The sequence below is a fragment of the Nocardia sp. NPDC049526 genome, from assembly GCF_044465765.1.
Lineage (GTDB): Bacteria > Actinomycetota > Actinomycetes > Mycobacteriales > Mycobacteriaceae > Nocardia.
Window position 1 is genome coordinate 754852 of record NZ_JBITMA010000003.1, and the last position, 13915, is coordinate 768766.

At 64.9% G+C, this 13915-nt stretch carries 13 protein-coding genes; 7 read left to right on the forward strand and 6 right to left on the reverse strand.

Annotated elements, in window-relative coordinates:
* Positions 1 to 313: 313 nt before the first annotated feature.
* Genes ACIBW7_RS13060 through ACIBW7_RS13070 form a run of 3 tightly spaced genes read right to left on the reverse strand, consistent with a single transcriptional unit; the run spans position 314 to position 2692 of the window.
* A complete protein-coding gene (locus ACIBW7_RS13060) occupies positions 314 to 1009 on the reverse strand; it encodes an NAD(P)-dependent oxidoreductase (protein ID WP_397046446.1) in 696 nt (231 codons plus the stop codon).
* Positions 1010 to 1021: 12 nt separating this feature from the next.
* Positions 1022 to 1594, reverse strand: a complete 573-nt coding sequence (locus ACIBW7_RS13065; protein WP_397046447.1) for an NADPH-dependent FMN reductase — start codon at positions 1592 to 1594, stop codon at positions 1022 to 1024.
* 18 nt (positions 1595 to 1612) lie between these two features.
* Positions 1613 to 2692 carry an NAD(P)/FAD-dependent oxidoreductase gene (locus ACIBW7_RS13070; RefSeq protein ID WP_397046448.1) on the reverse strand — a complete coding sequence of 360 codons (1080 nt, stop codon included), beginning with the start codon at positions 2690 to 2692 and terminating at the stop codon, positions 1613 to 1615.
* A gap of 150 nt (positions 2693 to 2842) precedes the next feature.
* Between ACIBW7_RS13070 and ACIBW7_RS13075 the strand changes: the two genes are divergently transcribed.
* Positions 2843 to 3751, forward strand: a complete 909-nt coding sequence (locus tag ACIBW7_RS13075; protein ID WP_397046449.1) for an RNA polymerase sigma-70 factor — start codon at positions 2843 to 2845, stop codon at positions 3749 to 3751.
* 72 nt (positions 3752 to 3823) lie between these two features.
* Here ACIBW7_RS13075 and ACIBW7_RS13080 read toward each other — a convergent pair whose 3' ends face one another.
* Together ACIBW7_RS13080 and ACIBW7_RS13085 are read right to left on the reverse strand one after the other, a co-directional pair.
* Positions 3824 to 3964 (reverse strand): hypothetical protein, encoded by a 141-nt coding sequence (locus ACIBW7_RS13080; protein ID WP_397046450.1) that lies wholly within the window; start codon positions 3962 to 3964, stop codon positions 3824 to 3826.
* 143 nt (positions 3965 to 4107) lie between these two features.
* The gene (locus tag ACIBW7_RS13085; protein WP_397046451.1) at positions 4108 to 4527 is read right to left on the reverse strand and encodes an SRPBCC family protein; all 420 of its coding nucleotides are present in this window, start codon (positions 4525 to 4527) and stop codon (positions 4108 to 4110) included.
* 531 nt (positions 4528 to 5058) lie between these two features.
* Between ACIBW7_RS13085 and ACIBW7_RS13090 the strand changes: the two genes are divergently transcribed.
* Entirely contained in the window at positions 5059 to 8091 is a 3033-nt protein-coding gene (locus ACIBW7_RS13090) for an alpha-mannosidase (RefSeq protein WP_397046452.1), read from the forward strand.
* A gap of 18 nt (positions 8092 to 8109) precedes the next feature.
* Here ACIBW7_RS13090 and ACIBW7_RS13095 read toward each other — a convergent pair whose 3' ends face one another.
* Positions 8110 to 8973 (reverse strand): hypothetical protein, encoded by an 864-nt coding sequence (locus tag ACIBW7_RS13095; protein ID WP_397046453.1) that lies wholly within the window; start codon positions 8971 to 8973, stop codon positions 8110 to 8112.
* A gap of 3 nt (positions 8974 to 8976) precedes the next feature.
* On the opposite strand from ACIBW7_RS13095, the gene ACIBW7_RS13100 reads away from it, so the two are divergent.
* From ACIBW7_RS13100 to ACIBW7_RS13120, 5 genes are all read left to right on the forward strand, one after another.
* A complete protein-coding gene (locus ACIBW7_RS13100; protein ID WP_397046454.1) occupies positions 8977 to 9486 on the forward strand; it encodes a hypothetical protein in 510 nt (169 codons plus the stop codon).
* Positions 9487 to 9496: 10 nt separating this feature from the next.
* The gene (locus ACIBW7_RS13105; protein ID WP_397046455.1) at positions 9497 to 9991 is read left to right on the forward strand and encodes a hypothetical protein; all 495 of its coding nucleotides are present in this window, start codon (positions 9497 to 9499) and stop codon (positions 9989 to 9991) included.
* A 169-nt stretch (positions 9992 to 10160) separates the two neighbouring features.
* Complete coding sequence (locus ACIBW7_RS13110) at positions 10161 to 10313, forward strand: hypothetical protein (RefSeq protein WP_357470511.1); 153 nt, start codon at positions 10161 to 10163, stop codon at positions 10311 to 10313.
* Between the two features lie 64 nt (positions 10314 to 10377).
* Positions 10378 to 12771 carry an FxsB family cyclophane-forming radical SAM/SPASM peptide maturase gene (locus tag ACIBW7_RS13115; protein WP_397046456.1) on the forward strand — a complete coding sequence of 798 codons (2394 nt, stop codon included), beginning with the start codon at positions 10378 to 10380 and terminating at the stop codon, positions 12769 to 12771.
* Positions 12758 to 13912, forward strand: a complete 1155-nt coding sequence (locus tag ACIBW7_RS13120) for an aKG-HExxH-type peptide beta-hydroxylase (protein WP_397046457.1) — start codon at positions 12758 to 12760, stop codon at positions 13910 to 13912. Before ACIBW7_RS13115 ends, ACIBW7_RS13120 begins: the two co-directional genes overlap by 14 nt.
* Positions 13913 to 13915 lie beyond the last annotated feature (3 nt).

Genomic DNA, 13915 nt, shown 5'->3' on the forward strand with positions numbered 1-13915 from the left:
GCGTACCGACCGACGATTTGCGATCCGAAGCCCGAAGCGGCACCAGGCAGCGCACGTGCCGCGAGCGGCGGTTGCGCCGCGGCTGAGGACAACGGCGAGGAAGATTCGACCCACGACGATCGAGTAGGCGTCGATGTTCGACCGGAACGACCGTTGTGCCTGCGCTGGCGGCGATGCGGGTTGCGACTTCACGTGGTTGCAGCCCGGTGGTGTCGATGACGTGGGCTTCCTGGCTGTGCCACGAGCGGGCGGCGTCGTAGTCGCCGAGGTTCGGCGTCGCAGCAGACGGTGTCGACGCCGAACCCTGGTCGGTTCAGCTCTTGGCGAGTGCTTCGTGACGAATCCACTCGAGCAAGGTGGGGTTGTCGGCGGTGGTGATGACGCCGATGGTGGTGCGGACGTAGCGGTGGTCGTTCAGCAAAGCGAGCATGCTCGCGGCCAGGTCCGCGCGGGCGGTGAACCTGCCGTCGGCGTGGCCCTCGACGACGGTGTAGTCGGTGACCGACGGCAGATGGTAGAGCCCGCTCGGACGCACGATCGTCCAGTCCAGATCGGTGGACTGGATCAGGGATTCCATTCGCCGCATGTCGTCGTACAGGGTCTTACCCGCCACCCGCGTCACATATGGCAGCAGTACGCGGTTGAACAGGAATCCGCCGTCGGAGTACGGATGCGGGTCGACTCCGCTCGAGCTGACGACGGCGAGCCGACGCACCCGATGCCGTTCCATCGCGGCGACAATATTGGCCACACCACGCGAATAGGTGCTGATCGGTTCCTTCCCGGCGGGCACCCCGAGCGTCGACAGCACCGCATCCCGCCCCGCCACGACGGCGTCGACGGCACCCGGATCGAGCACGTCGGCACCGACTATCTCGAGCCGATCATGGTGCAGCGGAAACGAATCCGGCTGCCGGGTGACCGCGGCGACGTCATGTCCGGCGGCGAGTGCCTGGCCGGTGAGCAGGCGACCGGTGGGACCGTTTGCTCCGAAGACTGTGATACGCATGAAGATTCGCCCCTACGACACCAAAGCCGTGCGCAGCGGCGCCAGCGCCCGCGCCCATGCCGACAGTTCGTCGACCAGCCCGTGCACCGCCGCAACGTGCAGCTCACGCGGTTGGAAGTCGGCGAAATTCACGAAGTCCTCGCGCAGTGTCAACGCCACCTGCGGCCCGATATCGGCCATCCGCAGCACACCCGCCTGCGCGCGCAGCTTCTGCACCGCCATCACCGCGCCGTAGATGCCGTAACCGACGTAGGCGACCGGCTTGCCGCCCCATTCCCTGTGCAGGAAATTGATGGCGTTGGTCAGGGAGGCGGGCGGGGCGGTGTTGTACTCGGGCGTCACGAAGATGAGGGCATCGCAGGAGCCGATGCACTCGGCCCATCGCCGGGTGTGCGGCTGTCGGCCCGGCGCCTGGCCCGCCGGGATGGGCTCGTCGAGCAGTGGCAGCTGGTAGTCCTGCAGGTCCACGAGCTCGAAATCCGCGGCGTCGCTTGCGTATTCGGCTGCCTGTTCCTGGACCCATCGGCCCACGCGGTCGCCGATGCGGCCGGGACGGGTGCTGCCGATGACGATGCCTATCTTCATATTCGATTCTCCTGTTGATCAGAAACTGGAAACGCCCGCGCGGGCGGACGAGAACGCGCTATGGGTGGTCATTTCCTTGAGTGCGACCGCCGTGCGTCCGGCGAAGTAGGCGCGCCGGACCGTGTCGTCGGTGTGGGTGAACTGGGCTACCGCGTCCTTCCTGCCCAGCGAGAGGCCGCGGCTGAAGTACGGGAACGAATGCGGTTTGGGCCTGCGGCCCGCGAGTAGGCGAGCGAAGTTGTCGGCCGCGTGGATGGCCTGCGGTAGGGCGGTGTAGCAGGCGAAACGTGCTCCGGGCACGGCAGCGCAGTCACCGACGGCGAAGATCCGCTGGTCGCTGACGCTGCGCAGGAACTCGTCGACGACCGCACGTCCGCGCGCGTCGACCTCGAGACCACTGTGCGTCGCGAGGTCGGGAACGTCCGACACGATCGCCCACAGGGTCAGGTCCGAAGCCATATCCCGACCCGACCGCAGCCGCACGGCACCCTCGAATTGCTTTGCGCCCGAACTGACTTCGGCCACCTCGTCATAGATGATCTCGACGGTCAGTCGCTCCAGCCCGGCGCGTACCCGCCGATAGGCCCCACCCGTAAGGCCGCCGCCCACCGAAGAACCGATCAGCCGCACTCGCAGATCGGGTCTGGCCTCGGCGATTTCGGCCGCGGTCTCGATGCCGGTCGGACCACCCCCGATGACGGTGACATGGTCACCCGGGGTGAGCGCCGCCAGCGCCGCGCGAGCTTGCTGCGCGCCTTCCCACGTGCCCACCGGCACGGTTCCGGGTATCGGCGACACCGTGCTGCCGACGGCCAAGAAGGCGTAATCGAAGTCGATCCGTTCGCCGTCGGCGAGGGCGACGGCGCCGTCACCGATCTTGTCGACCGTGCCTACCCGTGCCGTGATCCCTTCCCGCAGTACCTCTGCGAGAGGTGTTGCCGCCGAGTATGTTCCCGCGATCTGCTGGTGCAGCCGGACCCGCTCCACGAAGTCCGGGCGCGGGTTGATCACCGTGACCTCGGCATCCTTGACCTTCCTGGCCACCCGGTTCGCCACGAGCGTGCCCGAATAGCCGCTGCCCACTACGACGACCTGCATGTCAGCCTCCTGTCTCGGTAACTGGACGAACACAAGACGCACGTGACCGCGGTCCTGTGACGTCCGCACCTACGTGACGTGCATCACTGATGGTGGGTGTCACAAAGCGGGTGGGACCGGCGTCTGGTGTGTATGGCACAGTCGAGAGCAATGAGCGAACGAACGGGTGATGCCGGCCGCCCCGACGCCGCCACGGAGGCGTTCCTCGCCCACCGCAACCTGCTGTTCACCGTTGCCTACGAGATGCTCGGCTCGGCCGCAGACGCGGAAGACGTCTTGCAGGAAACCTGGCTGCGCTGGGCCGATGTCGACCTGGCCCCGGTGCAGGACAAGCGCGCCTACCTGGTCCGGATCACCACCCGCAAGGCACTCGATCGGCTGCGCACCCTCGACCGGCGCAAGGAGTCCTACGTCGGTCCCTGGCTGCCCGAGCCGTTGCTCACGGCCCCCGACGTGGCCGACGATGTCGAACTTGCCGACAGTGTCTCGATGGCGATGCTGCTCGTGCTCGAGACGCTGGCCCCGACCGAGCGCGCGGTGTTCGTACTGCGCGAGGTATTCGATCTGGCCTACGACGAAATCGCCGAAGCCGTCGACAAATCCCCCGCCGCGGTCCGCCAGATCGCCCACCGCGCACGAGCACACGTCGCCGCGCGCCGACCCCGCGGAGTCATTTCCTCGACTCAGACCCGCGACGCGCTCGCCGCCTTTCAACGCGCGGTCGAAACCGGCGACCTACAGGGCCTGCTCGAAATCCTCGCGCCCGACGTCGTCGCCCTCAACGACGGCGGCGGAATCAAACAGGCTCTCCCGCGCCCTATCGTCGGGGCCGAGCGAGTGGCTCGGCTGTTCGCCGCCTACTGGAACACGATCGGCGCCGCGGCGACACTGCAACCGACGCAGGTCAATGGCTACCCGGCGCTGATCATCCGGCTCGACGGGGAGCTCGACAGCGTGATGGCGGTGCGCATCGACGACGGCCTCATCAGCGGCATCTACTCGGTGCGCAATCCCCAGAAGCTTTCGCATATGCGACGCGAAATCCCGCTGCACCGTTGAGACCGGAGCACTAGGTTTTCCCGTTGCGGAAACTGCCGTGCGCCGCGGACAGTGCTTATGCCGACGCGAATATCACCGGATCCACGAAGAGGGGTCGCGAGCGATTTCGGTGAAGTAGGACTCGCTGATGTTCTCGGAAGATTCCTCCGCCTCGGCCAGGCGGTCGACCAGGTCGAAGAAGCGGGCTTCGACCGGGCGCAGGTCGGTGATCACGCCGGTGAGATCGATATCCGCGGTGAATCGCGACTCCTTCGCACCGACCTCGAGTGTGGCCAGCCAGCCAGGCGGTTCGCAGTGCGACTACAAGATCACGTTCGGGCGGTGCGGTCCAGCCTCCGGTCGACGCTCTCCCGGCGTCAAGGCAGTCTCTTCGGTGCCGATGCTTCGATTGCCTGTTTCATTTCCTTGATGCCGTACTCGGTGCGGATTCGGATTTCGGGGGCGCTGCTGTCGGGAAGGACGTCGGTTGTCCAGATCAGTCGGCCGCGCTCACCTTCGCTTCGGACCTCGAAGGACGCGTGGTGGTAGTCCAAGGACGGCCTGGCGCCTTCCACGACGGAGTAGGCCAGTCGGCGGGTTTCGTCGTCGATGGAGATGATCAGTTCCCGGATTATGTGGCCGTCCGGAAATGTGAGGAAGCGCTCGACGCCCTGGATGCGTGTGCCGGCGACTCGGCCGGGGAGCAGGCGTATGTGCACGGCCCCGACATCACGTACCACATCCCAAATGTGTTGTGGGGAAGCATCGATGCCGATTTCGGTGCGGATGGTGGCCATGGGGTCGAGTCTTCCCCATCTCGGGGCGTGATCGACACGCAGTGCTACGAGTCGCGGATTGATCGGGTCGCCTGCTGGGGGTTCACCCGAAATCGCGCGCAAGAACAGCTCGGGCGCGAGCATCGGCCAAAAGCAGGCCCGCTTCTCGGCGCAGTCTGCCGAGTTCACGACGTCGCTGGACAGAGTCGGCCGTGCTCTCGAGTTCCTGGTCCAAGGAGCCGAGGGCGGATTGCAAGTCACCTACCGTCTCAACAGTCGCCCCGGTGCCCAGGTTTCTTGCTTCCTTGACAAGCTGGGCCAGTCGACCTTCCAGACTGAGCATTTCGCCTCCCGAGCGCGCGCAGCTGCATGTCCGTCGGCGTCACCGAAGTCCGGTCCACCGATTGAATAAACCGCATCTATTGAGCCGTTAAATAACGGTACATCAAATGATGGAATGATGAAAGGGGTTGGTATCACCCGGAATTCACTGTGCTGTCGGACAATGGGACGGTTGGTGATCACTCCTCCGGTCCGATGGGAGCCAGCGCTGTGCACGATGACCGTCGGTTGATCGAAAGCCGCCTCGGGCGCGTTCTTACCGAGCGGATCGTTCCGGCGATCTATCCGGAGTCGGTGCCGCTGCGGGCATCGATCTGGGTCGCGCCGGATGAGCCGGTGCCGGTGGCCGAGGGCTTGGCCGCGCCCCGGACGCCGATCGAATCCGGTGCCAGGTGGGGCGCACCCTGGGGGACCAGCTGGTTGACGGTCGAAGGCACGGTCCCTGCCGAGTGGGCGGGCAAAACCGTCGAGGCGATTATCGATCTCGGTTTCGACCGGAATATGACCGGCTTCCAATGCGAGGGTCTGGTCTATCGGCCGGACGGATCGCCGGTGAAGGGGCTGCACCCGCGGAACCAATGGGTGCGGGTGGCGTCCCCGGCGGTCGGTGGCGAGGAGGTGCTGCTGCATGTCGAGGCGGCTTCGAACCCGATCATCCCGTTCTTTCCGCCGATGGGTCTCGGCGACAAGTCCACAGCTGGTGACGAGCCGCAATATCGGCTGGGCCGAATGGATCTCGCGGTTTACGACGACGAGGTCTGGCAGCTGGTGCAGGACCTGGAGGTCCTCGGCGAGCTGATGCACGAGATGCCCGAGGAGCCCGCTCGCCGCTATGACATCGTGCGTGCGATCGAGCGCGCACTCGATACCGTCGATCTGCAGGACGTCAACGCGACCGCCGCGGCGGCGCGCGAATGTTTGGTCGATGTGCTGGCGAAGCCTGCGGTACCGTCCGCGCATACGATTTCCGCGGTCGGGCACGCGCATATCGATACAGCGTGGCTGTGGCCGCTGCGCGAGACGGTGCGCAAGGTCGCGCGTACGACCGCGAATATGACCGCGTTGCTGGCCGACGAGCCCGAGTTCATCTACGCGATGTCGCAAGCCGCGCAGTTCGACTTCATCAAACAGCACCGTCCCGAGGTCTACCAGCGGGTCGAACAGGCGGTATCGGAGGGACGGTTCGTACCCACCGGCGGGATGTGGGTCGAGGCGGATACGAATATGCCGGGCTCGGAGGCGATGGCGCGGCAGTTCGTGCACGGTAAGCGGTTCTTCCTGGCGGAATTCGGTGTCGAGAACGAAGAGGTGTGGCTGCCCGACACCTTCGGGTTTGCCGCCGGACTACCGCAGATCATCAACGCGTCCGGATCGAAATGGCTTCTTACACAAAAGATTTCGTGGAGCCAGATCAATCAGTTTCCGCACCATACGTTCTTGTGGGAGGGTATCGACGGAACCCGGATCTTCACCCATTTTCCGCCGGTCGATACCTACAACTGTTCGATGCACGGGCGTGAGATCGCCCATGCCGCACGGAATTTCAAGGAGAAGGGCCGTGCGTCGATATCGCTCGCGCCGACCGGCTGGGGTGACGGTGGCGGCGGCACCACGCGGGAGATGATCGCGAAGGCCGCCAGGATGGCCGATCTCGAGGGTTCGCCCAAGGTGGTGTGGGACTCCCCGTCCGGTTTCTTCGCCAAGGCCGAGGCCGAGTACGAGAACCCGCCGGTGTGGGTGGGGGAGCTGTATCTGGAGTTGCACCGCGGCACGTTGACGAGTCAGGCGAAGACCAAACAGGGCAACCGCCGCAGCGAGCACCTGCTGCGGGAGGCCGAGCTGTGGGCCGCCACCGCGGCGGTGCGGAGGAACTACGAGTATCCGTACGCGGCATTGGACCGAATCTGGAAGATGGTGCTGCTGAACCAGTTTCACGACATTTTGCCCGGCTCGTCGATCTCGTGGGTGCACCGCGAGGCGGAGCAGACGTATGCGGCGGTGGCCGAGGAGTTGACGGCGATCATCGAGCGGGCGCAATGGGTGCTCGGCGGTGGGCGGGTGGGGCCGAATATGTTCAACCCGACGCCGCATACCTGGCGATCGGTTCCGGCCGGTGCGGCGGCTCCGGTGGATTCGGATGAACCATGCTCTGTGGTCGAGCGTGCAGGTGGCGGGTTCGTCCTCGACAACGGTCTATTGCGGATAGAAGTGGACGCGCGCGGCCTCGTCGCATCGGTGTTCGACCTCGAGCATCAGCGCGAGACGCTGCCACCGGGTTCGGTCGCGAATCTCTTACAGCTACACCCGGATTTCCCGAACTCTTGGGACGCTTGGGATGTCGATCTCTTCTACCGAAACCGGGTCACCGACCTGACCGAGGCGAAATTCGTTGCGGCAGAACCAGATTCGAAGGGCTCAGCCGTCGTGCGGGTCGGCCGCTCATTCGAGTCTTCCACGGTCGAGCAGTCCCTGACATTGCGGGCTGGCGCGCGTGGACTGGATATCGACACCACCGTCGGCTGGTACGAGACCGAGAAATTCCTCAAACTTGCCTTTCCCCTGGACATCCGCGCCGACCGCTATGCCTCCGAGACTCAGTTCGGGCACGTCTTCCGGCCCACCCACACCAACACCAGCTGGGAGTACGCGAAGTTCGAAGCCTGCAATCACCGCTTCGTCCACTTCGCCGAGCCCGGCTATGGTGTGGCGCTCGTCAACGACTCCACCTACGGCCACGACGTCACCCGCACCGTTCGAGCCGATGGCGGAACGACGACAACACTGCGGTTTTCGCTGCTGCGGGCACCACGATTTCCCGATCCGGAGACCGACCACGGTACGCACCACTTCCGGCACGCCCTGATTCCCGGCGCTTCGATCGGAGATGCCGTGCGCGCGGGCTATCGCATCAACCTCACCACCTCGCGCCCCGGAGTCGCCGAACCCGTTGCGCCACTGTTCATTATCGACAATGACGCCGTGGTGACCAGTGCCGTCAAACTCGCGGACGATGGCAGCGGCGACGTCGTACTCCGCGTCTACGAGGCATACGGTGGCCGGGCGACGGCGTTGGTGACGCCAGGGTTCGGTATCGCCGGATTCGAGATCTGCGATCTGCTGGAGCGACCGCTGGATGGGGATACGGCCGCTGTGCCGGAAGGCACGGGAGTTCGCTTGCGGCTGCGGCCTTTCCAGCTCGTCACGCTCCGATTCGCCCGGTCCGCTGAAACCGATGCCGGGTGAACAATACGCCGATCGGTGTCAGTACAGGGACGACAGGTATTCCCGGTAGAGTTTCTCGACGTCGGCTGCGTATTCGGCAACTTTGGCCGAGATCGCATCCACTGTCGTGGGGTCCTTGTCCTTGATCACGTCCGCGTGCTCGGTGGCGACCGCGGACACCGCCGCCGCGTAGCAAAGGATCCTGACAACGTCGCCCGCATCCATGTCTATGGCACCGATCAGCTCCGGGGTGACCGGCGTCAGTTCCTGCCCGGCGCTGTTGAACGCGGCCGGGGTGGTCACCGGTAATTCGTCCAGTGCGCCGATGGTGACATTTTGGTTGATAACGCATCCGGCGAAAGACCCTTGGGCGTTGATACATCCGAAGAATGGATTGCTGAAGATGACGGCATCGAGGCAACCGGCACCACCGATGACATTCTGACCGGTATTCGCGAGGTAGTGCGTTTCGCCCAGGGTCGGCACCAAAACGTATTCGGTCTCGAAAAGGCTGATCGCCCGCGACAGCGCGGGTACGGCCGACACCCCTCTGCCGGACAGGGACGAGATGTCGATTCGGCAGAGGTAGGGGGTTCGGTTGACGATATTGAGTACCTTCTTGTCGCCGCCGGAGGATGCGGCGACACCGATGAGCGCACCGATATTGCGGCAGAACGATGATGTGCGCACCCGCGGGTCGTTTTTCTTGTTTCCGCCGCTGTGCTCCCCGATCAGCTCGATGATCGTCGCTATCGCGGTAGCGGGCTGGATCGACACCAGTTCTGTCGACGGCAGGCTGCTGAAGCGCCAGATGTATTGGTGATCGGTATCGAAATCCAGCGCGGTGAAGTGGGGCACGGTTGTCGAGGCGGGCATCGCCGCCGATGCCGAGGTACGGAGCATGTCATGAGCATTCGCCGAATCCTGTTGGCCCTGCTGTTCGCGGCCTTCGGTATCGCGTCGATCAGCGGTTGTGGTTCGACGGTGCGCGGTCTCGCACTTCCGGCCCCGCTCGGTGCCGCTGACACTGCGGATCCGAATATCGTTCTGCGCGCTGGCTTCTCGACGATGTTCGGTTGCCGGCCGCAGAGCGACAACTCACCCGACGACGCTTACGCCCGCGCTCGTCCGTACCTCACCGATCAACTCGGCGCCCGCGCTCGCGAGACCACCTCCGGCGGTGCGAAGACCCAGTGGAAGGCGTGGGCGGACGCCAAGGCGAAGGTCAAGGTCACCGTGCAGGTCACGACCGACGAACATCCGGCGGATCAACCGGCCCGCATCGATCGTGTGGTGCCGATCGGGCAGGCCATCACCGATGCCGCGGCGAAACCGATCGAGAACATCGAAATCACGGTCTGGGCAACCGTTGTGCAGACCGAACAAGGCCGGCGCATCCACGCCATGCACTTCTGAGGAGGTTGCCATGTCCAAACTGCGGTACGCATTCATCCTGCTCGCGTCGCTCGCCGCGGCGCTGTGCGTCGCGTGTTCCTCGACGCCGTCCGGCAGCGATGACAAACCCGCCGACAAGACGGCGATCGAGACGATCACCTCCGGACTGCAGACCATGTTCACCTGGCACCCGGGGGCCGATACCAGCAGGCTCGACGCATTCCGCCGGGCAACACCCTGGCTCACCGACAAGTTCGCGGCGACGTCGACCACGACCTCGGAACGGGGACCCGGTGTGCAGTGGGATCAGTGGGCGCGTGCGCGTTCCACCGTGGAGGCCACTGTGCTCATCCTGGGTACCGAGCACGGCGCCGATACCGATCAGCGGATCGATCGGCTGGCGATGATCACCCAGGATGTCAAAGCGCCCGGCGGCACCGTTGTCGACAGTATCGACCTCACCGCCAAGGTGACCCTGCAGCGCTCCGGCCGCGACTGGCGCATCGACTCGGTCGAATTCGTCTGAACCACAATAATATTCACGCGGGCTGCGATTTCGCCGAATGCCACCGCGCGAGCCCGAGTGCGCGGTGCCCCGTTCGGACAGACTCCCAAGTTTGGGAAATGGGTGTGCGGCGTCGTGTGTAGCATTCAGCAAGAGCGCCAAAGGGTTTCGCTCGTTAGGAGGACTAATCATGAAATCGAACAATCGTATGGTGGTGTCTGCTGTGGCCGATCTGCGGGGCACTCCGCTCGGGCAGCTTTCGGGTCAGAGCCTGACCGATCTGCTTGCGAATCTGGCCAACTCCTCGACCACCGGTATCTCATTCAGCTCCGCTCTCATCTGATCCGAATACCGCTCGGCGTACCGGCTATCCCGTGAACCGTAAACCGCTTCCTTTTCGTCAGTTTGTGATCAAGGTGCATAGCCGGTGCGATTTGGCGTGCAATCACTGCTATATGTATGAGCACGTCGACCAATCCTGGCGTGGTCGCCCGATGGGGCTGGCCCCGGAGACGGCCACCCGGATTGCGTTCCGAATCGCCGAACATGCGGCGGCGCACGCGCTGCCCGAGGTCGCCATCGTGCTACACGGCGGCGAACCGCTGCTGCTCGGTGTGGACCGCACCAGGGAATTCCTGGCCGCTCTACACGCGGCCGTCGCCCCGGTGGCCCGCCTGAATTTGCATATCCATACCAACGCGATCCTGCTCAGCGCGGCGTACCTCGACCTGTTCACCGAATACAATGTGCGGGTTGGTGTTTCGCTGGACGGCGATCGCGCCGCCAATGACCGGCATCGGCTGTACCGCAACGGACGCAGCAGTTACGACCAGGTGATCGCGAGCCTCGACCGGTTGCGCCAGCCGCAGTATCGCGCGCTGTATTCCGGCCTGCTGTGCACGGTGGATATCGCCAACGATCCGATCGCCGTCTATCGCGGGCTGCTGGAGCAGCAGCCGCCGCGCATGGATCTGCTGCTACCGCACTCGAATTGGGAGCATCAGCCGCCCGGTTTGCGGATACCGCGCGATCCGGACACTCCAGCGCAGGGTGGGGGCGAGTACGCGCAATGGCTCATCGCAATGTTCGACGCCTGGAATGCCGACGGCCGACCGGTACCGCTGCGCACCTTCGAATCGGTGGTAGCGGCCATGTACGGTCGTCCGAGCACCGCCGAGGCCATCGGACTCGATCCGGTGGATCTGCTGGTGATCGAAACCGACGGCACGCTCGAGCAGGTCGATTCGCTCAAGACCGCCTTCGAAGGCGCTGCGGCAACCGGACTGAACGTGTGGGACAACAGCCTCGACGAGGCCGCCGTGCTCCCCGGCATCACGGTGCGTCGTGACGGCATCGACGGCGTGAGCGCCACGTGCCGGTCCTGTGACGTGGTCCAGGTCTGCGGTGGTGGGTTCTATCCGCACCGGTACCGGCCCGGCACCGAATTCGACAACCCCTCTGTCTACTGCTCCGATCTGAAGGAGATGATCGATCACGTGGCCGAGTCCGAAGCCGCGGCGGGGAGAGGCGGCGCGCAAACCTCCGCACATGACGTTGTCGTCGAGTCGCACAGATTGTCCGATGACGAATTCGACCAATTGGCAGCCGGTTTCGGTGATGCCGCCACAGTGAATTGGTTGGCGCAGGCCCAGGCTTCGCTGCAGCGCGAATTGTTGTCTGCCGTCGGCCGATTCGGTCCACAGGATGACGAAAGATTCACCGCAGCCTGGGATGTGCTCGTCTCCCTGGACACGTCGGCGCCCGACGCGGTGGCCACGGTGCTGGCCCATCCCTACACGCGGGTATGGGCCACCGCCCTGCTGGAGGGGGTGAGCAAGGGCGAGATGGTGGCCGAGGATGTCCATCACCTGCAAGCGGTCGCGGCGGGTGCGGCGCTGCACGCGGGTAAGGATTTGCGGCTGCCGGTGCCGGTGCGCGGCGGGGTCGCGCCACTGCCTACCTTCGGCGCACTGAAAGCCGGTGCGGACGAACAGGTTTGGATCAATACCGGCTCGATCGACAGGCTGGATCTGGTACATCCATTGCGCTGGCTGACGGCCACCGACCTGATCGTCCCGCTGGAGGACACCGACCCCTATCGCATCGGCCACAGCTATGCGGCCGACCGGCTCAGCGATGCCGAGACGCACCGCTGGCAGCTCGCCTTCGCCGCGGGTATCGACTTCATCGACGCATATCTGCCCGTCTACGCGCCCGGTCTGCGCTCCGGTTTGCGTGCGGTCATGCCGATGGACCCGGATGAGAAATACGACCGAAGCGCCTCCATGCGACTGGCTTTCGGCGCGGTCGGCATCGGGCTGCGACGGGAGCTGGTATCGGCCGCGCTGCCGCTTATCCACGAATTCCAACACGTGAAGATGGGCGCCATCCTCGACATGTTCGAACTGTTCGACCGCTCCGATACCGCGCTGCGGTACTACGCGCCGTGGCGACCGGATCCGCGTCCGATCGAGGGGTTGTTGCAAGGCACCTACGCCCATATCGGCGTGACCGATTTCTGGCGGGTGCATCGCACGCGGGCCGAGGGGGCGCAGCGCCAGGAATCGGAGCGGGAATTCGTGCGGTGGCGCATGATGACCGCGGAAGCTATTCGCCAACTCCAGGGATCCGGATCACTGACCCCGCTAGGGGAGCGGTTCGTTGCGGGCATGAGTGCGACAGTGCAGCCGTGGCTCGCCGAATCGGTCGATCCGGCCGCCGAAAGTGCTGCGGTGCGTGCCGCCGAAACGCACCGCGCCGCCTTCGACGAGCGCATGAAGGTCAGCCGTGTCGTCGATTGAGTCCGCGCACGGTCTGTCAGAGGATCAATTCGCCCAGCTGGCATCGGGGTTCGGCGATGCGGAGACGGTGCGTTGGCTGGTGCAGGCCCAGGCCTCGGTGCAACGTGAATTGTTGGCGGCGGTAGGCAGATTCGGTCCGCACGACGATGCGCGCTTCGCCGCCGCCTGGGATGTGCTGGTGGGCTTGGACACATCGGCACCGGACGCGGTCGCGGCAGTGCTCACTCATCCCTACACGCGGGTGTGGGCGACCGCATTGCTCGAAAACATCAGTCGCGCAGAGTTCGTCGCCGCGGATGTTTACCACTTGGAGGCGGTGGCGGCGAGCGCCGCGCTGCTGGCAGGCGCGAAGCTGCGAATGCCGGTGCCCGCGCGCGACGGTGTGGCACCTTTGCCGATGTTCGGCGCGTTGCGGGCCTCGGAGCTGGTATGGATCGATACCGGCCACGGGGACGTCGTACTGGCCGAGCCGGTGCGCAAGCTGAGCTATGGCGATTTGACGGTCACGCTGGAAGATACCGATCCCTATCGAGCGCTGCCCTATCTCGGGAGCGAAATTCACCCGACCGGGCGGTTGAGTGATGTCGAGGCCGAGCGGTGGCAGCAGGCTTTCGTGGGCGCTCTCGGATTCATAGAAGAGCATCTGCCCGCGTATCTGCCCGGCTTGCGTGCCGGTCTGCGGACGATATTGCCGCTGCGACCGGATGGCCCGACGAACCGGAGCGCCTCGGCCAGACTGGCATTCGGCGCGGTGGGCATCGCTGCCCGGCACCTGGATCCGCAAGCACTCGCCGAACTGCTGGTGCACGAATTCCAGCACGTCAAGCTCGGCGCGATGATGGATGCCTTCGAACTCTACGACCGCGCCGATATCGAACCGCGCTACCACCCACCATGCTTTTCGCATCCACGCCCGATCGAAGGCCTACTGCACAGCACCTACGCCCACCTCGCCATCACCGATTTCTGGCGAGTCCAGCGCACCGTGACGACTGGAGCGGCAGCCGAGGCCGCCGAGCGGCGCTTCACCGAAGTTCGCCTGCTCACCGCCGAAGGTATCGCGCTACTGGAGGCCGCCGGATCGCTCACCGCCCTCGGTGACACCATCGTCGAGGCAATGCGAAGCAGGATTGCCGCCTAGCGT

Excerpts from the sequence above, each read along its gene's own strand:
- ACIBW7_RS13100 (WP_397046454.1), top strand. The coding sequence starts at position 8,977 with ATGAGCATTCGCCGAATCCTGTTGGCCCTGCTGTTCGCGGCCTTCGGT.
- ACIBW7_RS13070 (WP_397046448.1), bottom strand. The coding sequence starts at position 2,692 with ATGCAGGTCGTCGTAGTGGGCAGCGGCTATTCGGGCACGCTCGTGGCG.
- ACIBW7_RS13065 (WP_397046447.1), bottom strand. The coding sequence starts at position 1,594 with ATGAAGATAGGCATCGTCATCGGCAGCACCCGTCCCGGCCGCATCGGC.
- ACIBW7_RS13110 (WP_357470511.1), top strand. The coding sequence starts at position 10,161 with ATGAAATCGAACAATCGTATGGTGGTGTCTGCTGTGGCCGATCTGCGG.
- ACIBW7_RS13105 (WP_397046455.1), top strand. The coding sequence starts at position 9,497 with ATGTCCAAACTGCGGTACGCATTCATCCTGCTCGCGTCGCTCGCCGCG.
- ACIBW7_RS13060 (WP_397046446.1), bottom strand. The coding sequence starts at position 1,009 with ATGCGTATCACAGTCTTCGGAGCAAACGGTCCCACCGGTCGCCTGCTC.
- ACIBW7_RS13095 (WP_397046453.1), bottom strand. The coding sequence starts at position 8,973 with ATGCTCCGTACCTCGGCATCGGCGGCGATGCCCGCCTCGACAACCGTG.
- ACIBW7_RS13085 (WP_397046451.1), bottom strand. The coding sequence starts at position 4,527 with ATGGCCACCATCCGCACCGAAATCGGCATCGATGCTTCCCCACAACAC.
- ACIBW7_RS13075 (WP_397046449.1), top strand. The coding sequence starts at position 2,843 with ATGAGCGAACGAACGGGTGATGCCGGCCGCCCCGACGCCGCCACGGAG.